The sequence below is a fragment of the Myxococcus sp. MISCRS1 genome (genome assembly GCF_026626605.1).
Classification (GTDB): Bacteria; Myxococcota; Myxococcia; order Myxococcales; family Myxococcaceae; genus Myxococcus; species Myxococcus fulvus.
In genome coordinates this window covers 466,723-483,791 of sequence record NZ_JAPNKB010000001.1, presented here as the reverse complement: position 1 = coordinate 483,791, position 17,069 = coordinate 466,723, and the positions used below count along the sequence as shown (strand labels likewise).

General features: G+C 68.9%; 14 protein-coding genes. 8 read left to right on the top strand and 6 right to left on the bottom strand.

Features of this window, described 5'->3' with window-relative positions; translation table 11 throughout:
• Window positions 1-153 precede the first annotated feature (153 nt).
• Both OWM54_RS01820 and OWM54_RS01815 read left to right on the top strand, forming a co-directional pair.
• The gene (locus tag OWM54_RS01820; protein WP_223751062.1) at window positions 154-471 is read left to right on the top strand and encodes a hypothetical protein; all 318 of its coding nucleotides are present in this window, start codon (window positions 154-156) and stop codon (window positions 469-471) included.
• An 83-nt stretch (window positions 472-554) separates the two neighbouring features.
• Window positions 555-1,295, top strand: a complete 741-nt coding sequence (locus OWM54_RS01815; protein ID WP_223751063.1) for a peptidoglycan-binding domain-containing protein — start codon at window positions 555-557, stop codon at window positions 1,293-1,295.
• 6 nt (window positions 1,296-1,301) lie between these two features.
• Here OWM54_RS01815 and OWM54_RS01810 read toward each other — a convergent pair whose 3' ends face one another.
• Together OWM54_RS01810 and OWM54_RS01805 are read right to left on the bottom strand one after the other, a co-directional pair.
• On the bottom strand, window positions 1,302-1,946 hold the full coding sequence (locus tag OWM54_RS01810) for a biotin transporter BioY (RefSeq protein WP_267696460.1): 645 nt from the start codon (window positions 1,944-1,946) through the stop codon (window positions 1,302-1,304).
• 131 nt (window positions 1,947-2,077) lie between these two features.
• Complete coding sequence (locus OWM54_RS01805; protein ID WP_267696459.1) at window positions 2,078-2,611, bottom strand: tenascin-X; 534 nt, start codon at window positions 2,609-2,611, stop codon at window positions 2,078-2,080.
• Window positions 2,612-2,814: 203 nt separating this feature from the next.
• On the opposite strand from OWM54_RS01805, the gene OWM54_RS01800 reads away from it, so the two are divergent.
• From OWM54_RS01800 to OWM54_RS01785, 4 genes are all read left to right on the top strand, one after another.
• A complete protein-coding gene (locus OWM54_RS01800) occupies window positions 2,815-4,266 on the top strand; it encodes a hypothetical protein (RefSeq protein ID WP_267696458.1) in 1,452 nt (483 codons plus the stop codon).
• The gene (locus OWM54_RS01795) at window positions 4,263-4,643 is read left to right on the top strand and encodes a hypothetical protein (protein WP_223784325.1); all 381 of its coding nucleotides are present in this window, start codon (window positions 4,263-4,265) and stop codon (window positions 4,641-4,643) included. The genes OWM54_RS01800 and OWM54_RS01795 overlap by 4 nt, the downstream gene beginning before the upstream one ends.
• Before the next feature lie 63 nt (window positions 4,644-4,706).
• Window positions 4,707-5,456, top strand: a complete 750-nt coding sequence (locus OWM54_RS01790) for an RNA methyltransferase (RefSeq protein WP_223751067.1) — start codon at window positions 4,707-4,709, stop codon at window positions 5,454-5,456.
• A 119-nt stretch (window positions 5,457-5,575) separates the two neighbouring features.
• On the top strand, window positions 5,576-6,613 hold the full coding sequence (locus tag OWM54_RS01785; RefSeq protein ID WP_267696457.1) for a hypothetical protein: 1,038 nt from the start codon (window positions 5,576-5,578) through the stop codon (window positions 6,611-6,613).
• Between the two features lie 53 nt (window positions 6,614-6,666).
• Here OWM54_RS01785 and OWM54_RS01780 read toward each other — a convergent pair whose 3' ends face one another.
• A complete protein-coding gene (locus tag OWM54_RS01780; protein WP_267696456.1) occupies window positions 6,667-7,563 on the bottom strand; it encodes an RluA family pseudouridine synthase in 897 nt (298 codons plus the stop codon).
• A 175-nt stretch (window positions 7,564-7,738) separates the two neighbouring features.
• Between OWM54_RS01780 and OWM54_RS01775 the strand changes: the two genes are divergently transcribed.
• Both OWM54_RS01775 and OWM54_RS01770 read left to right on the top strand, forming a co-directional pair.
• Window positions 7,739-8,356 carry a hypothetical protein gene (locus tag OWM54_RS01775; protein WP_267696455.1) on the top strand — a complete coding sequence of 206 codons (618 nt, stop codon included), beginning with the start codon at window positions 7,739-7,741 and terminating at the stop codon, window positions 8,354-8,356.
• Window positions 8,357-8,429: 73 nt separating this feature from the next.
• A complete protein-coding gene (locus OWM54_RS01770; RefSeq protein WP_223751071.1) occupies window positions 8,430-9,326 on the top strand; it encodes a type VI secretion system accessory protein TagJ in 897 nt (298 codons plus the stop codon).
• 13 nt (window positions 9,327-9,339) lie between these two features.
• On the opposite strand, the gene OWM54_RS01765 is transcribed toward OWM54_RS01770, so the two are convergent.
• From OWM54_RS01765 to OWM54_RS01755, 3 genes are all read right to left on the bottom strand, one after another.
• Complete coding sequence (locus OWM54_RS01765; RefSeq protein WP_267696454.1) at window positions 9,340-12,345, bottom strand: Vps62-related protein; 3,006 nt, start codon at window positions 12,343-12,345, stop codon at window positions 9,340-9,342.
• Window positions 12,346-12,430: 85 nt separating this feature from the next.
• Entirely contained in the window at window positions 12,431-15,409 is a 2,979-nt protein-coding gene (locus OWM54_RS01760; protein ID WP_267696453.1) for a Vps62-related protein, read from the bottom strand.
• Between the two features lie 169 nt (window positions 15,410-15,578).
• Window positions 15,579-16,853 (bottom strand): endonuclease/exonuclease/phosphatase family protein, encoded by a 1,275-nt coding sequence (locus OWM54_RS01755; RefSeq protein WP_267696452.1) that lies wholly within the window; start codon window positions 16,851-16,853, stop codon window positions 15,579-15,581.
• Window positions 16,854-17,069: the final 216 nt, after the last annotated feature.

Sequence of the window (17,069 nt, the reverse complement as noted above, 5' to 3'; positions counted from 1 at the left end):
GATGGATGTGCTTGCGCGCGGGCGCACTGCGTCATGGTGATGGATTGCCCCTGGGACGAGGGGGAGGGGGCTCGGCTGAGTGCCCGCTGTCAGGGGTGGGGGTGCCTAGCTTGGTCGGCGGAAGAAACGAACGCGACGAGCACGGGAGGCGAGATGGCACGGACACGATGGAAGTGGCTCACGCTGCTGGGCTTGGGGACGTCCCTGGTGGCCTTCGCGGGGTGCGAGGACGGGGAGGTGCGCGAGAACTCGCGGCAGGTGGGGCGTGAGGTGGGCAAGGCCGCGAAGGACGTGCGCGAGGGCACGCGCGAGGCGGCGAAGGACATGAAGACGGCCGCCGAGGAGGCCTCGCAGGGCTTCAAGGAAGGCATGGGCGGCGCCGGCGAGGCGGGTGAGGTGGAAGAGACTCCGGACGCGCGGGAACGTTCGCTGGAAGACCACGAGCTGCCCGCCGAAACGCCTGCTCGCTGACGTTGCGGGAGGCTCGGTGGCGTCATGGCTTCGCGGGGTGACAGGATGTGCCCCGCGGCCACGAGCTGGCGCGCGGGTGTCCCATGAGCGAAGTCGAGTTGGGCAAGGTGTTGCGCCGGGGTGAGGAGTCCTCCGGTGTGCGGCGCATCCAGGAATGGCTGACGTTGAGCGGGTTCGCGGTCGCCATCGACGGGGACTTCGGTCCGGCGACGGAGGCCGCGCTCAAGCGCTTCCAGGCGAAGGTGGGGCTGCCCGTCTCGGGCGTCGCGGATGCGGCGACGTTCGAGCGGCTGACGGGGCCGCTGCGCGCGGCGCTGGCCACGATTCCGCCGGCGGGGCGCACGTTGGGGGCGCTGACGGTGGCGTACGCGGCGCAGCACCTGCGGCAACTGCCGCGCGAGGTGGGCGGACGCAACCGGGGGCCGTGGGTGCGGCTGTACCTGGATGGGAACGAGGGTGCGTCCTTCTGCTGGTCCGCGGGGTTCGCGACCTTCTGTCTGAACCAGGCCGCGAGGACGCTGGGGACGCCGATGCCGTTGGAGCGCACGTTCTCCAGTGACCTGCTGGCGGCGCAGGGCAGGGCGCGCGAGCGCTTCGTGTCAAGCCTGAGCGCTCCGCCGGACCGCGCGCGAATCCGGCCCGGGAGTCTGTTCTTGCGAAGGCGCACGCCGGGGGACTGGTCCCACTCGGGCATCGTCACCGAGGTGGATGAGGAGACGTTCCAGACCATCGAGGCGAACACCAACGACGAAGGCGCGCACGAGGGCTACGAGGTCTGCGCGCGTACCCGGGGCTTCAAGAACGTGGACTTCGTCGTGGTGTGACGGATGTCAGACTTCGCGAGCGCGGGCGAACCGCCAGGCGAAGTGCGTGAGCACCCCGGCGATGAGCGCCTTGAGCAGCCCGCCGGGGAGGAAGGGCACGAAGCCCTTCTGGAAGGCCGTCGCGAGGTCGAGCGACTTCGCCACGCTCAGCCAGCACATCCCGATGACCAGGACGAGCAGCTGTCCCGCGAGGAACAGGGGCACCGCCGTCCACAGTCGCCGGTCGTAACCACGCTGGGCCGCGAGTCCCACGAGGAAGGCCGTGGGGATGAAGCCCACCAGATAGCCGCCCGTTGGTCCGAGCAGGGCACCCCAGCCGCTCGACGCCTTGGCGAAGAAGGGCAGGCCCACCGCCCCCAGCAGCAGATAGGCGAGCTGTCCCAGCAGCCCGCGTCGAGGCCCGAGCGCGGCGGCGGTGAGAACGACGGCGAGCGTCTGTCCCGTGACGGGCACCGGTGAACCCGGCACCGAGATGGCGACCTGCGCGAACAACGCCGTGCAGAGCGCCGCGCCGAGGATGACCGCGACCTCGTGGGTTCGTGTCCGGACGAACATGTCCGTCAGGACGTGACGAGTCGGGACGTTGGCGCTCACCGTGGACTTGTCCACGAACTGCGCGCGGTGCGATGACCTGGAGGAGCGCGAAGACACGAACGGATGCTCGGCGAGGAGGCGCCTCCTCGCAAGGTGCCGATTCAGGCCCACGAAGGGCTCCGAGCGCTGTTCGCGATCTTCGTGCTCCTCCGTTTCGACCGGAACGCTCAGGAGTTCATCCGTCCCTGCTACGCACAGCAGTCCGCGGGGCAGGTGACGCGTTCATTCCCGTCGCAGCTCCCGTCGCCGCACTGGTAGTAGAACGCCCCATCCGGAGGGACCTCGCGCGTCGGCGATGAGGACATGGGACACGAGCCACAATCTTGGGGACACATGTTGCTGTTCTCGCCCGCGTCGCAGATGCCATCTCCGCAGGAGGTCGGTGACAGCCAGCAATCGAACGAGCAGTTGCCGGGGTGCTCTCCCGACTCGCAGACGCCGTTGCCACAGATAGGACCAGACCAGCAGTCGCTCGGACACGTCGACGTATTCTCGTAGGGTGCGCAGTAGCCGTCTCCGCACAGTCCTGCGCAGTCCGCGGGACAGGTGGTGGGTTCGTTCCCATCACAGCTCCCGTCGCCGCACTGGTAGTAGAAGTCCGCCTTCGTAGAGCCAGGTCCGTCGGCCGTCGACGCGTCTGACTCCGGTGCCACTCCACCGCACGCCAGCAGGACCAGGGTGGCCACGACAGTGGCCGTCACTCCACTCCAATGCTTGCTCATAAAGCCTCCTGGGAAAGGAGCCGGGCAGTGTAGTCTTTGGAGTTCGTGGGAGGCGTACGGTCGCTCGGGCGCGGGCTTGGCGTATGGATATCGGCCCGGCGAATGTCGTTTGGGCGACGCTCCCGAGGTGATGAGCCCTTTGGCTCCATGGGCCTGGCCTGACAGGCTTCGGATGGATTCAACCACGCGGAGGACAGGCCCCCATGGGGATGGAAGTCCGGCCCCTGCCGGAGGTGGAACCGTCGACGCCCGCTCCGAAGGGTTCGGCGCCCGAGGTCGAGCAGACGCCCTCCGCCTCGATGTCGGCCGGCAGCCGCCTGCTCGCGGTGCTCGGGAGCTGGCGCGCGCGGCTGGCGCTGATGAGCGTCTGGGGCGTATTGCTCTTCGTGGCCTTCCAGCCCGGGCTGCTCTCCAGCGACTCGCTCGACATGCTGGCGCAGGGGCGTGCGGGTCGCTACTCGGATTGGCACTCTCCCTTCTTCTCGTTCGTGTTGGGGAAGTCCTTCGCGCTGACGGGGTCGACCTGGCCGGTGCTGGCCCTCCAGCTCCTGGTGCTGTCGCTGGGCCCTGTCCTCCTGCTCGGGCGTGTCTCCGGAAGACGCGGGCTGGGGGCGCTCGCGCTGCTCGTCGTGTACTGCCTGCTGCCGAGCACCTGGGCCGTCGGGGTGACGCTCTGGAAGGACGTGTTCAACGCGGTAATGCTGCTGGGGACGGTGGTGCTGCTCACCCGAGGGCGTCCGGGTTGGGCCTTCGCCTGCCTGGTCTTCGCGACCCTGACGCGGCACAACGCCATCGTCGCCAGTGTGTTGCTGGTGCCCATGGTGGTGGCGCGCGTCCCCGCGCTGATGAAGGAGCGGGCTCGCCCGTTCATCGCCGGTGGCATCCTGCTCGGAATCCTGGCGTGCGCCCCGGGCTTCGTCGAGCGAGCCATGGGCGCGCAGAAGTCGTGGATCGCCGGCGCGCTGCTGGTGTTCGACGTGGTGGGCGTCTACGTGCGCGAGCCCTCGGCGATGGATGGCTCGCCGCTCGTGGAGCGGTGGCAATGGACTCCGGAGCAGCTGGGCGGACTGTATGACCCCCGGTCCATCACTCCGCTTCTATGGGGAGAACCGGCGCGTGGCTCCATCTCCACGACGCAGGTGCTCGAAGCAAGGGATGCCCTGACACGCGAGTGGCTCCGGGTCGTGCGCACGCATCCAGGCGCGTATCTGCGGCATCGCTTGTCGACGTACTCCGCGAGCCTCGGCCTGGGAGACTCCTCCGACAGCTACTATCGGGACATCGGGAGCTTCCACCGCGTCATCGATCCCAACGACCTGGGCTTGACGCTGCGAACCCACACCGCGGTCCATCGGGCCCTGTCGGCGATGCGCGAGGAGTTCCCGTGGGTCGCGGCCAGTGGCGCACCGTGGCTGGCGTTGACGCTGGCGCTGGCGGTCGTGGGCTGGCGTCGTCGCGCGTTGGATGGTGGGTTGATGTTCTGCGTGGCCGCCTCGGGCGCCTGCTATGCGTTGGCGTATCTCCCCGTCAGCGTGAGCGCCGAGTACCGCTTCTATTACTGGACAGCCATCTCCGCGTTCGTCGCGAGCGCGCTGTGGCTGGCCCGGTCTTCCTCGGACAGCGTAAAGGCACCTGCGCTAGGGTCTCGCTCATGACATCGTCCTCTCTTCTCCAGAAGGCTGCACTCACCGCGGTCGTCGCCTGCGGTGTGGCCTGTGGCGAGTTCGACCCCGAATCGGCCCGGACCATCTCCCAGGGTGTCTACGGGCTCACCGAGTATGTCGACGACGTGTGCTCCTCTTCCTGCGACCCCGAGCCGCGGTCGATGGAGTTGAGCATTCGCACGCAGCCGGACCGTGAGCTGGTGACCTCGGTGAAGTCGGACGGCGACGGGTTCTACGAGGCCGAGCTGGCCTCGGGGGACTACGTCATCTGCACGAGCTTCGAGCGCTGCACGGACTTCAGCGTCGAGTCCGGGCAAGCCGTTCGTCTCGACTACGAGATGTCCGTGGGACCAGGCTGGAAGAAATAGACCTGGGAACGCGCCCGTGCGGATGTCCGCGACGGGTCCACACGTGGCGGGTAAGGTGGCCGCATGGCTCTCACCTCCCACCTGCGCGTCGTGCTGCACCAGACCCAGGGCCCGGACAACCTCGGCGCCGTGGCGCGCCTGGCCGCGAACTTCGGTGTGGCGGAACTGGTGCTCTCCGACCCCCAGCTCCAGGAGATGGACGGCGCGCGCCGCATGGCCGTGCACGCCGGCCACATCCTCGAGTCCGCGCGCATCTACCCCACGCTCCCCGAGGCCCTCGAGGACGTGGTCTTCGCCATGGGCACCACCTCGCGCCAGAACCTGCGCGGCATGTCGACCCTCTCCCCTGAGGACGCCGTGGCGCTGCTGTCGCTGCACGCGCAGCGGGGCAAGGTGGCCCTGGTGCTCGGCGGCGAGAAGCGCGGCATGTCCGACGAGGACCTGAGCCACTGCCAGCAGGCCCTGGTCATCCCCACCCGGCCCGAGCAGCCCTCCATGAACCTGGCCCAGGCGGCCGCCGTCCTGCTCTACCTCTGCGCGCGAGAGCAGGTGGAGCAGACCACGCCCGGCGCCGTGGAAGGTGCCCCGCTGCGGCTGGTGCAGGCCCTCCAGGCCTGGATGCGACAGGTCCTCCTGAAGGTGGGCTTCCTCAACACGCAGGCCCCGGACGCGCTGCTCGCGGAGATGATGCACTCGCTCACCCGCGCGGCGCTGTCCCGGCGCGAGGTGGAGATGTGGCTCACCGCCTTCAAGCACCTCTCCCGGAGCGTCGGGCTCCCGAAGCTCGATTCAGATTCCAAGAAGGAGAGTTGAGCCCACGTCTGTGAATGCGGTGGGCCGGGTCTCGTCGGAAGCGGCCCGGGGGTACTGGAAAACCCCCTGAAGGGCGCCTAGAAGCACGCCCCTCATTCACGACGAGGCACACCCACCGTATGAATCGAAAGAACGCGCTCGGCACCCTGCTCGCGCTGGGACTGCTGACCACCCTGACCGCTCACGCCGAGGTGGTGTTCGCCCAGGCCAACCTCCTGCTCAACAAGAACCAGCTCTCCGCGGTGAACTACCGGGGCAAGGGGCTGTCGCTTCCGGTGGGCACGAAGGTGCAGGTCCTCGAGCGGGATGACGACGAGGTCCGCTGCCGCGTGGTCGACTCCGGCGCCGAGTTCCGGTTCGTCTCGCACAAGAGCCTGGGCAAGACGGCGCTGGCGCTGTTCCCCGGCTTCTTCTCCGCCAAGGACCCCGCGGCGCGCATCGCGGCGCTCACGCCCGAGGAGCAGAAGCAGGTCAAGGCGGGCACGCTCGCCAAGGGCATGTCGCGGGACGCGGTGCTGCTGACGGTGGGCCCGCCGCCGCCGCACCGGACGCTGTCGCTCGAGAGCACGAAGTGGACCTACTGGAGCTCGAAGTTCTCCACCTTCGAGGTCATCTTCGACGCGGACGGCAAGGTCGTCTCGTACGGCGGTGAGCCCGAGCCCGCGCCGGCCGCCGAGCCGGCTCCCGCGCCGGCGCCGAAGTTCTTCCACGCGACGGCGAACTTCCACTTCCAGGACGACACGGTGTCGTGGGTGAACTACCTCAAGGGCCCCATCCTCCCGTTCAACACGAAGGTGGAGGTGCTGGACAAGGGCAGCTCGAAGGTGAAGTTCAAGGTCGTGGAGACGGGCAAGGAGTTCGTGTTCGAGAACGACTCGCGCTCCGGCGCGGACACGTGGGCGCTGTTCCAGGCCTCGTTCGCCGCCGAGGACCAGGCCGGCAAGCTCGCCGAGCTGTCGCCGGAGGACCGCAAGAAGGTCTCCGCGTCGGAGGTGGTGATTGGGATGTCGCGCGCCGCCGTGCGCATGGCCTGGGGCCCGCCGCCTCCGCACGAGACGGCGTCCTTCAACTCCACCACCTGGACCTACTGGAAGTCGTCGCTCGCCAAGGTGCGCGTGACGTTCGACCAGGACGACAAGGTCAAGTCCATCGACTAGCGGTCCGCTGTCACGGCTGTCCGGGTGGAAGCACGCCCCCGGACAGCCGCGCGTCACCCGCCGAGCCGCAGCGCGGGCGGCAACGTCGCCTGGAACTGGAGTCGCTCGCCCGAGCCCGGATGCGTGAAGGCGAGGGACTCGGCGTGCAGCAGGTATCCGCCGTCTCCGGGCAGGCCCGGGTGCTCCGCGTGCGGAAGTCCTCCCGCGACGAAGAGCGGGTCTCCCACGAGCGGGTGGCCGATGAAGGCCAGGTGGATGCGGATCTGCTCCGAGCGCCCCGTGTGGATGTCGACCTCGAAGAGCGTGTCCTCCGCGCGTCGCTCCAGCACCCTTGCCGTGCTGTGTGAGGGCTTCCCCGTCGCACAGGCGCCGTGCACCTCTCCCAGTCTGGGGTGCGGCACCAGCCCGATGGGCGCGCGGATGTCGTAGGTCTCCTCGACGGCGAGGCCTTGCGCGAGCGCGCGATAGCGCTTGTTCACGCGGCCCTCGCGCCAGTCGCTCGACAGGCGCACCGCGGCGTCGCGCGTCCGGGTGAAGAGCACCAGGCCCGACGTCGCGCGTCCCAGCCGGTGCATGGGGACCGCCTCGGGCCAGCGCTCCTGGACGCGGGAGAGCAGGGTGTTCTTGAGGAACCCGCCCGAGGGCAGCGTCGGCAGTCCGCTCGGCTTCACCACGATGACCAGCTCCGCGTCCTCGTGCACCACGTCGAACGACTGTGGCGCGTCCGGCTCCTCCCAGGGCGGGCGGTGCCAGCACAGCCACTGCCCCGCCTTCAGCGGCTCCGAGCCATCCGCGACGCGGTCATCGAGGCGCACCTCGCCGCGCTCGAAGCGCCGGCGCCACTCCTCCTCCGTCGAGTGCCGGTACTTGTTCGTGAGGTGGGCGAGCGCGCTGCGGCCGGGCTGACGCCCGAGCTTCTCGCGGTACACATAGCCATCGTTGAGCAGCACCCGGGCACCCTATACCGCGCGAGCCCGAGGCGGGAGCCGCTCGTCCCAGGGAGCCGGGTGGGCGAGGGGCCGGACGTGGCCCGAAAATCCGCGGGAAATCCCCGCTGTAACCATGTGGGCGCTTCTGGCGAAGAAGGGGTGTCTGTCCCTCATTGCGCTCGGAAGGAAGTGACCCGTGAACATGCTGAGCAAGGTGGAGAATCGCTCGTCGGTGCGGCAGCAGCAGGGCCCGAAGACGGATGACGCACAGCGCGCGGACGAAGCACGCAAGCGGGCGGAGGCGGAGGTTCGCGCGGCGAACGCGGCGAAGGAGGCGGAGAAGCAGGCCCGTCGCCAGGCCGAGGCTGCCCAGAAGGCCGAAGCGGAGGCCTCCCGCGCGCGTGAGGAGGCGGAGAAGAAGGCGAAGGCGCCGGGACAGACGCCCGAGCAGCAGGAGCTGTCGAGGCAGGCCCTGAAGGAAGCCCAGGCCGCGGAGAAGGCCGCCGAGGCGACGCTGACCGACGCGAAGAAGCAGCTCCAGGCCGCCTCCGCCAAGACGACCGAGGCCACGCGCCGCGCCGAGGAGGCCAAGAAGAAGGCGAACGACGCGGCCGAGCGCGCCGGGCAGACGCCGCCGTACGGCAAGCAGCAGGCGATGACCCACGAGATGTCCACCTTCGAGGACGCTCCGCCGAACCAGGAGATGGAGAAGCTGATGGGCCGCACGCAGCCCGCGAGCGGCACGCAGTCCATGCCCGTCTCGGACATGCCGATGATGAGGCCCTCGGACGGCATGCGCTCGATGAGCGTCTGAGTCCGGCTCCCGCATTCCCACGCCCTCGACGCGCACGCTATGGTCGCCGCGCGGCGAACGGGGGACATGAGCCATGGCGCAGATCGAGCAACACCTCGCGAAGGGTGACTTCCAGGCGGCACTCCAGTTGATCGACGCGGAGCTGTCCTCCGCGCCATCCGCGGACCGGTGGCTGATGGCGTTCAACGTGCGAGTGCGCCTGGAGGACTTCGACGGAGCCCTGCGCGCCCTCGACGCCCTGGTGAAGCTGGACCCTGGCATCTCCGATGGAGCGACGTTCCTGGGCCACTGCGCCAACCTGGAGCGCCTGCACTCCCTGCGCAGGAAGGACCCCGCCCTGGCCAACGAGCGAGGCGCGCTGCAGGCGCCGCAGCCGTTCTCCCGCGCCTACCTCCAGGCCGCCGTCTCCCACGCGAAGGGCGACTTCTCCGACGCGGCCCGCGTCCTGAAGGACATCGCGGGCGCCGCACCCAAGGTCCCTGGAACGCTGACACGCACCAACGGCGCCCGCGTCCGCTTCACCGATATGATCGACTCAGATGACCTGACGGGACCGCACCTGCCATGCTTCCAGGCCGGCACCGTGCTGGACATCCCCTACAACGAGCTCGCCTCCATCCAGTTCGAGCGGCCGCGCAGCTCCATGGATGCCGTGTGGGTCCCCGCCGTCTTCCAGACGCTCACGGGGCAGCAGTTCGAGACCCGCGTGCCCTCGCGGTATCCGGGCTCCGGTCTGCACGGCAACGCCGCCGTGCGCCTGGGAGAGATGACCCTCTGGGAGCACGAGCCCCACGGTTATGCCGTGGCGTTCGGCCAGCGGGACTTCAACCTCGCGCACGAGGACGGCGGCCTCGGCCTGGTGGGGCTCCTCCAGGTGGCTCGCATCGACTTCGACGCGGGGCGCCGGCCCACGGCCGAAGAGCCTCGGCCGAAGGAGAAGAAGTCCTTCTGGTCGAAGCTCTTCGGGTGAGCCGGCGCGCTGGCTACTCCATTGTCATGGCGCTCGGGTGCGCGAAGCCCTTCTTCAGCGGAGCGGTGGGGCCTCCGTTGAGGATGCACTCGCCGGAGCGCTCCGAGACGATGTTGTCGCAGCCCGCCTTGTCATTGCCCCAGTCCGACGTGATGTTGAGCCACGCCAGCGAGCCGGTGAAAGTCCCCATCGGCTGCCAGTGGAAGATGACCGGCCGGTCCCACGCGTTCCAGCTCACGCCATGGCCCGTCATGTCATCCAGCGTGCCGTTGTTGGGGAGGTACTCGTACGTGTGCTTGCCCGGGGTTGCGTAGAGCGCGTGGGAGCCCTGCGCCGCGTAGGCCGTGGGACGGAAGCCCGACAGCGCCATGTCCTTGTGCCCGAACTCGAAGAGCCCGCCGTGCGAGTGCTGGCTCATGTAGACATACGCGGGCCGCCCGTCGATGAACCGCACGGTGAGGTGCTCCCAGTCCCCCACGTGGTTGCCGAAGGTGGACTTGCCCACGCCCAGACAGCCGCCTCCGGTGTCGTAGCCGATGCAGACCTCCTTGCCCGCGTTGTACGGGTAGAACGTCCAGTAGATGAGGTCGGTGACGTTCGTGGGCATCTCCAGCGACGTGCGGCGGACCTTCTGGATGTAGACGGGCACGTGCGTCTGGTCCGGCCGCTGACCGTCGAGGAACGCGGGGTCCGTACACGACGGGCACCCGAGCGACTGGTTCGTCTTCAGGTGGGTCCCGGTGTCGTGCACGTTCGCGAGGAAGAACTCCACCGAGGAGGGCATGTAGTACTCCCCCGGGTGGAGGTAGATGCGCGGCGCGTACTGGAACGCGGCCAGCTCGTCGACCAGCCCGCCTTGCAGCTCCGGATTGGCGAGCATGCTCTTGTTGAGCGCCCAGAAGCGCGAGGCGTCCGCGCCGCCGTAGCCTCCCTGGCCCACCATGACGGGGACTGTCAGCGCGCGATGGTCCACGCCGCCCGTCTGGAAGACGGAGCCGTCATTGTGTCCCCCCGAGCCCTGGTCGTTCCAGATCCAGCTCGAGGTGCCCGGAAGGACATACTCCGAGCGGACGCAGCGGATGAGGTCGGTGGAAGGCTTGTCGTAACCCAGCTGGGCCACTGAACCCAGACACGTGTAGCCCGGGGGCGCCACGGGGTGCCAGAAGCCGACGTCGTGGCTGCCGCCCGTGCCACGGTCATTCCAGACGAACGTGTAGTCGACCGGACGCGCCAGCACGTCCCCCTCGCCCTTGACCACGAAGGTCATCCTCGGCGCCGGGTTGTGGTCCGGCATGGCGACATCGCCCAGGGAGTAGTAGCCGGGCAGCTGGCTGAGGTTGGGACGCCAGACGGAGACGTCGTTGTCCGCGTGGGTCCCGAAGTCGTCGTAGATCCAATCGAACCCACTGGTCGCCTGGACCCAGAGCCGGAGCGGGGCTCGCAGGCGCGCCTTGTCGGAGCGGAGCGTGAACTCCCCCGGGCGTCCCACCAGCGTCGTCGCGGCGACCAGCTTGTACGTGCCGGGGTTGAGGTAATACGAGATGCGCGCGACAGGGCCCCCGTCCCGGTTGTTGACCTCCGCGAGCACCCGGTTGCTGGTGTCCAGCAGGTAGAGATAGGGGCCGACGTTGGCCTCCAGCTCGAACGTCACGACGTCCGGCGCTCCGGTGTAGTCGACGATGAACTGGCGGTTGTCGAGGCTGCTCGGGAACTGGCCGCCGGACGGCGTCCAGCGTCCGTGCAGGGTGTTGTGGTCATTCCGCTCGGTGGTGGACTCGACGATGATGCTGGACGTCTGCGCCTGGAACGGCTGTCCGGCGAGGTCCGTGTCCTGGGTGAGCACGAGCTGTTCGCCCTGGAAGCCGCCGTGCCAGAAGAGGGTGACGCGGTAGCCCTCGGGCACGCGGATGGAGCGCAGCGTGTCGTTGCCGAGGGTCAACTGGCTCAGGTCGTAGCGGCCCGCGAGCAGCGTCTGCTGCGCCCCCTGGAAGCCATTGCCCGTGTAGAGGATGACCGGCGCCTCCACCTTGAGGCTCGACGCCTTCAAGTCGATCGCCTGGCCCGTCAGGTCCGTGTCCGACGTGAGGGTGGCCGGTGTGCCCTTGAAGGCCCGGTCCGGATAGAGCGTGAGCACCCAGCCTCGCGGCACGCGCACCGAGTGGATGGCGTCCTCGCCCACCGACAGCTCGGCGGCGTCGTAGAACCCGGGCTGGAGCGTCTGGGGCAGGGCGGTGGACGTGCTCGCGGGGTAGACGCCGACCGTGGGCGTCCATGCCGTCGCGGCGCCAGCGTAGAACAGGGGGAGGCTTCCGCCGTCGAACCCGTTGGAGTCCGCGGGGCCGATCCAGCCGCAGTAGCCACCACCCCGCAGCGCGACGACCTGGTCTCCCCAGGAGTAGACGCTCGCGCCGTGCTGGGCGTAGCCCTTCACCGCGAAGGCCTCGGTGGCCACCTTGAACGCGGTGCCCCGGAGGTCGATGTTGGCCCGGCCCGAGTCCGCCCAATCGCAGGACATCGCGTTGGCGAACGGCATGGAGGTGACGGGCTGGCCACCATGGAAGACCTGTCCGGTGGAGGTCGCGAAGGTCGTGTCCGTCGTGTCCACGTGCAGGGTGTGCGGATTGATGCGCAGCCTCGAGTAGACGGTGCGAACCGTGGTGCCAGGGGTCGCGCCTCCCGCGGTGTACTGGGCGAAGTTGGCGAGCTGTCCCTTCTCACGCGGCGTGAGGTACTCACGCGGCGTCCCCGCCATGTCATGGCACCAGGCCATCCACGGCCGCGCGGGGTCTCCCATGAAGTGCAGGGCGTACTCGCCATCTCCCGCGGTGGGACGGGCCGCGCGAATCTCCTGACAGGACTTCTCCCTCACGGGCCCCAGCGGCTGCTCCACCACTTGCAGCGCGTCCAGCTCTCCGGGCCCTGGCTCCTCCGGGGTCACCTCGTCGGGTGACACCGGCTGACAACCGATACAGAGCACGACGAGGGCGCTCCACTGCTTCCATCCAAGACGCCGAGGCATTCTTGCAAGACCGTCCTTTCATCCAAGGAGTGATGTCTCCTTCGACGAAAGGACGGCGGGGTGGAGCGCGTGTTATTTCCGGCGACTATTGCATCGACAGGTTGCCCGGCTGGGTGAACGGTCGGGCCATGGGGGCCTTGGGGCCCGGGTTGAGGATGCAGTCGCTCACGTAGATCAGGTTCGGGTTGCCGCAGCCGGCCTTGTCATTGCCCCAGTCCACGGTGAGGTTGAACCGCTCCAGCCCGGGCGTGGTGTACGTCCCCGCCGGCTGCCAGGGGAAGATGACGGCGTTGCTCCAGCCGTCCCAGGCGAGGCCTGGCCCCGTGTCATCGTGGTAGTACTCGCTGAAGTTGGCCTGGGCGTAGGTGTATCGGCCAGGGGCTGGATACAGGCCATGGGAGCCCTGGGCCGCGTAGACCTCGGGGTGGAGGTCCACCAGCGCCAGGTCCTTGCTGGCGAAGTGGGTGGGCGGACGTCCCGCGCGCTGGCTCATGGCCAGCTGGGTCGGTCGGCCGTCGACGAACCGCAGGGTGAGGTGCTCCCAATCCCCCACGTGGTTGTCGAAGGTCGTGTATTGCATGCAGGTACGAAGGAGGTGATGCCACTGTGTGCAGATGGGCTTGCCACGGTTGTAGGGATAGAACAGCCAATAGACGACGTCCGTGGTGTTGGTAGGCAGGCCCGCCTGGGTGCGCGGGATGATCTGCGCGTAGACGGGGACGCTGTGCTGGTCCGGGCGCTTGCCCTGGAGGAACGGCAGGTTCGTGCACTCGGGGCAGGCGAGCGCGTCACGGGTCCTCAGCCGCGTGCCGTCGTCCACCATGTTCGGCACGAAGTCATTCATCCCGGCGGGGAAGTACGTCTCGTTCGGGTGGAGCCGGATGCGCGGGGCGTAGCGGAGCACCGTGAGGTCGTCGACGAAGCCGCCCTGCAGCTCCGGGTTGGCGAGCGCGCTGTTGTTGAGGGCCCAGAACCGCGAGCCATCCGGACCGTCGTAGTTCCCCTGGCCGACGAAGGTGGACGTCGCCAGCGTGCGGTGGTCCCTGGGGTCCGCCTGCCACAGCGCGATGTCTCCACTCGCCTTGCCGGAGCCCTTGTCGTTCCAGACCCAGCTGGCGCCCGCGGGCAGCACGTACTCATCCTTGACGCAGCGGATGCGGTCCGTGGGAGGCGCGTTGTAGCCCAGCTCCACGACGGAACCCAGACAGGTGTAGCCAGGGGGAGGCACGGGTTGCCAGAAGGCGGCATCGTGGTTGCCTCCCGTGCCGCCGTCCTCCCAGATCCGGTTGTAATAGAGCGGCCTGGCGAGCAGGTCTCCCTCGCCGGAGACCGCGAACGTCATCCGCGGTGCCTGTCCATGGCCGGGCATGGCGATGTCGCCCAGCGAGTAGTAGCCGGGGTGCTGGCTGAGGTCGGGACGCCAGACGGAGACATCGTCATGGGAGCCCGTGCCGCTGTCGTCGTAGGCCCACGTGAAGGTGTTCACCGTCCTCACCCAGAGCTTCTGGGGATAGCTCAGGCGCGCCTTGTCCGAGCGGACCGTGAAGTCCGCCGTCCGCCCCGCCTGGGCGGTGGCGGCCACCAGCTTGTACGTGCCCGGGCTCAGGAAGTACGCGAGGCGCGCGCGGCCGTCTCCCAGCGTCTCCCCGCCCTCCAGGAGCACCTGCCCGTTGGCATCCAGGAGGTAGAGGTAGGGGTCGACGCCGGCCTCCAGCTCGAAGCTCACGACATCGGGGCGGCCCGTGTAGTCGACGGTGAAGGCGCGGTTGCGAGTGCTGCCCTTGTCCTGTCCTCCCGAGGAGAGCCAGCGGCCGTGGACGATGTTGTTGTGCCGGGCGGTGGTGGACTCGACGATGATGCTGGAGGTCTGCGCGTCGAACTCGTGGCCCGCGAGGTCGGTGTTCTCTGTGAGGATGAGCCGACCGCCCTGGAAGCCGCCATGCCAGTAGAGGGTGACCTGGAAGCCCTCCGGCACCTCGATTGAGCGCAGGGCGTCGTTGCCGATGGTGAGCTGCGACAGATCGTAGCGGCCGGCGCGAAGCGTCTGACGGGCGCCTTGATAGCCGTGGCCGGCGTGGAGCGTGACCTCGGCCTTCACCTCGATGCCGCGGGCCTGGCGGTACCATGGGTTGCCGACGATTTCGGCGTCGCCGCCGAGGAAGTGCCTGGTGCCGGTGAAGCCCGGGCCGGCATGGAGCACGACGCTCCAGCCTCGTGGGACATGGACGGCGCCGAGGCCCTGGGGGCCCAGGTTCAGGTCCTGGGTGAGGTAGTAGCCGGGCTGCAGCGGCTTCGCGGTGGCCTCCGAGCCGTCCACGGGATAGACGCGGGCGACGGGCGTCCAGGGGCTGTCGGCCAGGGTGTAGAACAGGGGCAGCTTCCCGCCGGTGAGCCCGTCGGCGTTGAGCGGGGCGTTCGAGCCGCAGTAACCGCCGCCCTTCAGCGAGACGACCTGGTCGGCGAAGCTGTAGACCTGGGAGCCGACCTGTCCCCAGCCGGTGACGGCGAACGCCTCCGGGGCGACCCGGAACGGCGTGCCTCGCAGGTCGATGTTGGCCCGGCCGGAGTCAGCCCAATCGCAGGACATCGCCGTGGCGAAGGGCATGGAGGTGACGGGCAGGCCGGCGTGAGCAAGCTCACCGGTGCTGGTCGCGAAGGTCGTGTCGGAGGTGTCCACCTCTAGGGTGTAGGGATTGATGCGGAGCCTGGAGTACCGGCTGCGCACGGTGGTGCCCGGTGAGGCGACGCCCGCGGTGTATTGGGAGAAGTTGGAGAAGAGGGTGCGCTCCTGGAGGGGCAGGTACTCCTTGGGTACTCCTGTCATCCCGTGGCAGTAGACGCGCCATGGCCAGGCCGGGTCCCCCAGCACATACAGCGTGTACTCCCCATCCGGAGCCGAGGGCCGGGCCTGCTGGATGTCCAGACATGACTCCTCCCTGGGGGAGGCGAGCTCCCGCTGGAGGGAGGCGAGGCTGAGCTCCGCCCCTTCTTCCAGGACTTCACCCTGACAGCCCATCGCGAGTGTTGTGAGGCACCCCAGCAGCTTCCTGCCAATCCGACCCATTGCTTTGACCTCTCCCAGCGTGAATTCCGCGAGCAGGAGACGGGATGGGGGCCTGGGTTGTTATTTTCGTTGGGGACTTCCTGAATTTTCGGGCCGCGGTGTCCTTGATGATGAGTGACGGTGAGGGCGGACTCGAACCCCGAGGTTCGAATCCGCCGTCCCGAAACCCTCACGTCGCCTTCGTGGATGCCGGCTTCCCGTTCTGGCCCTTCGCCGGGCGTGGCGTGTAGTGCGCCACGACGGGCTGGTGGTCCGAGGACTCCGTGCTCCGGTCCACCTCGAAGAGGACAGGCTCCAGCTCCGGGCTCGCGTAGAAGTTGTCGAAGCGCTTGCCCGTGGCCGGCACCACGCCGGACTCGTCCGGCAGGGACGTGAGCGTCGCGCTGTCCGCGATGTCCTGCAATCGCAGCCAGTGCTCGCTGCCGCGCTGCACCTTGCCCGAGCGCAGTTCCGCGCAGGCCTGCTTCGGCGTCATCATCGCTCCGCCGGGCAGGCGCACCCGCGTCACGGCCGCGTGGGCAATCGTCTCCGGCAGCCCCTGCTCCAACATGTGCAGCTCGTGCCGCAGGCGCGGGTCCGAGATGTTGCCCACGCCCTTGTCGCCCACGCTCGTGTTCGGCTCGCCGTAGCGCACGGCGTACTCCTCCACCGTGTCCGTGTCGTCGTACGTCCTCAGGTGCGCCATCAGCCAGGAGCCGCCCGTCTTGATGGCGGTGTTGGCGTTGAAGTCACCCAGCGCCACCGCGTGGGGGGCCTCCCGGTGACGCACCAGCAGGTTCAGCTGGCGCATGTTGTGCGCGTTGATGCCGGAGTCCCCCAGCGTGTGGTGCACGTTGTAGAGAACGACGGGCAGCCCCGCGACCTCCAGCCGGACCATGAGCGCGCCCCGGTCCTCGGGAATCTCGCACGGGTCCCCGCCGCGACGCTGGATGGCGGCGGCGCGCTCGGCGTCGGAGATGACGTAGGTGAAGTGGGCCGCGTCCGCGAGCGGATGCCGGGTCAGGAACGCCTTGCCGTTGACCAGCCGAGTGCCGTGGAGCCCGTCGCTGCCGTGGTACGCCAGGTGGAAGCCGTAGCGCGCCGCCAGCAGCACGGAGATGGGGACGTTGGCCTCCTGCAGGCCGATGACGTCGGGCATGCGGCCCTCGGCCTCCAGTTCGTCGAAGTACGCCAGCAGCGCGGCGCGGCGCTGGCCCCCGAGCAGGATGTTGTACGTCATCACCGTGAGCCCCGGGCCCGTGGCGGGGCGGGGCTCGGGGTGACGGACGATGATGGCGCGCCCGTCGCCGAGCTGGCGCTCCGTGGCGGGCAGCTTGAGGGCATCGAGCGTCGGCAGGACGAGCGTCGAGTCCCTCCGCGGATGCGGCTCATCAATCGGGGTGGCCATCCGGCCGAGCAGGGGGCCCACGCCGGGCAGGTGCTCCAGGACCTCGGGCACCTTCATACGGCCTCCCGGGATGCGCGCGGGGCGCGGGGCAGCGAGTCGAGCTGGCGAGCGACGGTATCCACCAATCCTCCTGAGTGCCCCTCAAGTTCGGTGCGGATCCTCCGACTGGCCAGGGGCAAGCCCCCCCGAAACGCGGGGTTGTCTTCCTCGCCGGGACGGAGAGCATGCGGGCAGGAGGGCACCACCTTCCTTCCCGGGACTCGGGGCAGGGGA

Coding starts and splice junctions, on each gene's coding strand:
- OWM54_RS01790 (WP_223751067.1), top strand. CDS start 4,707: ATGGCTCTCACCTCCCACCTGCGCGTCGTGCTGCACCAGACCCAGGGC.
- OWM54_RS01785 (WP_267696457.1), top strand. CDS start 5,576: ATGAATCGAAAGAACGCGCTCGGCACCCTGCTCGCGCTGGGACTGCTG.
- OWM54_RS01760 (WP_267696453.1), bottom strand. CDS start 15,409: ATGGGTCGGATTGGCAGGAAGCTGCTGGGGTGCCTCACAACACTCGCG.
- OWM54_RS01770 (WP_223751071.1), top strand. CDS start 8,430: ATGGCGCAGATCGAGCAACACCTCGCGAAGGGTGACTTCCAGGCGGCA.
- OWM54_RS01805 (WP_267696459.1), bottom strand. CDS start 2,611: ATGAGCAAGCATTGGAGTGGAGTGACGGCCACTGTCGTGGCCACCCTG.
- OWM54_RS01765 (WP_267696454.1), bottom strand. CDS start 12,345: ATGCCTCGGCGTCTTGGATGGAAGCAGTGGAGCGCCCTCGTCGTGCTC.
- OWM54_RS01820 (WP_223751062.1), top strand. CDS start 154: ATGGCACGGACACGATGGAAGTGGCTCACGCTGCTGGGCTTGGGGACG.
- OWM54_RS01795 (WP_223784325.1), top strand. CDS start 4,263: ATGACATCGTCCTCTCTTCTCCAGAAGGCTGCACTCACCGCGGTCGTC.
- OWM54_RS01815 (WP_223751063.1), top strand. CDS start 555: ATGAGCGAAGTCGAGTTGGGCAAGGTGTTGCGCCGGGGTGAGGAGTCC.
- OWM54_RS01755 (WP_267696452.1), bottom strand. CDS start 16,853: ATGAAGGTGCCCGAGGTCCTGGAGCACCTGCCCGGCGTGGGCCCCCTG.
- OWM54_RS01800 (WP_267696458.1), top strand. CDS start 2,815: ATGGGGATGGAAGTCCGGCCCCTGCCGGAGGTGGAACCGTCGACGCCC.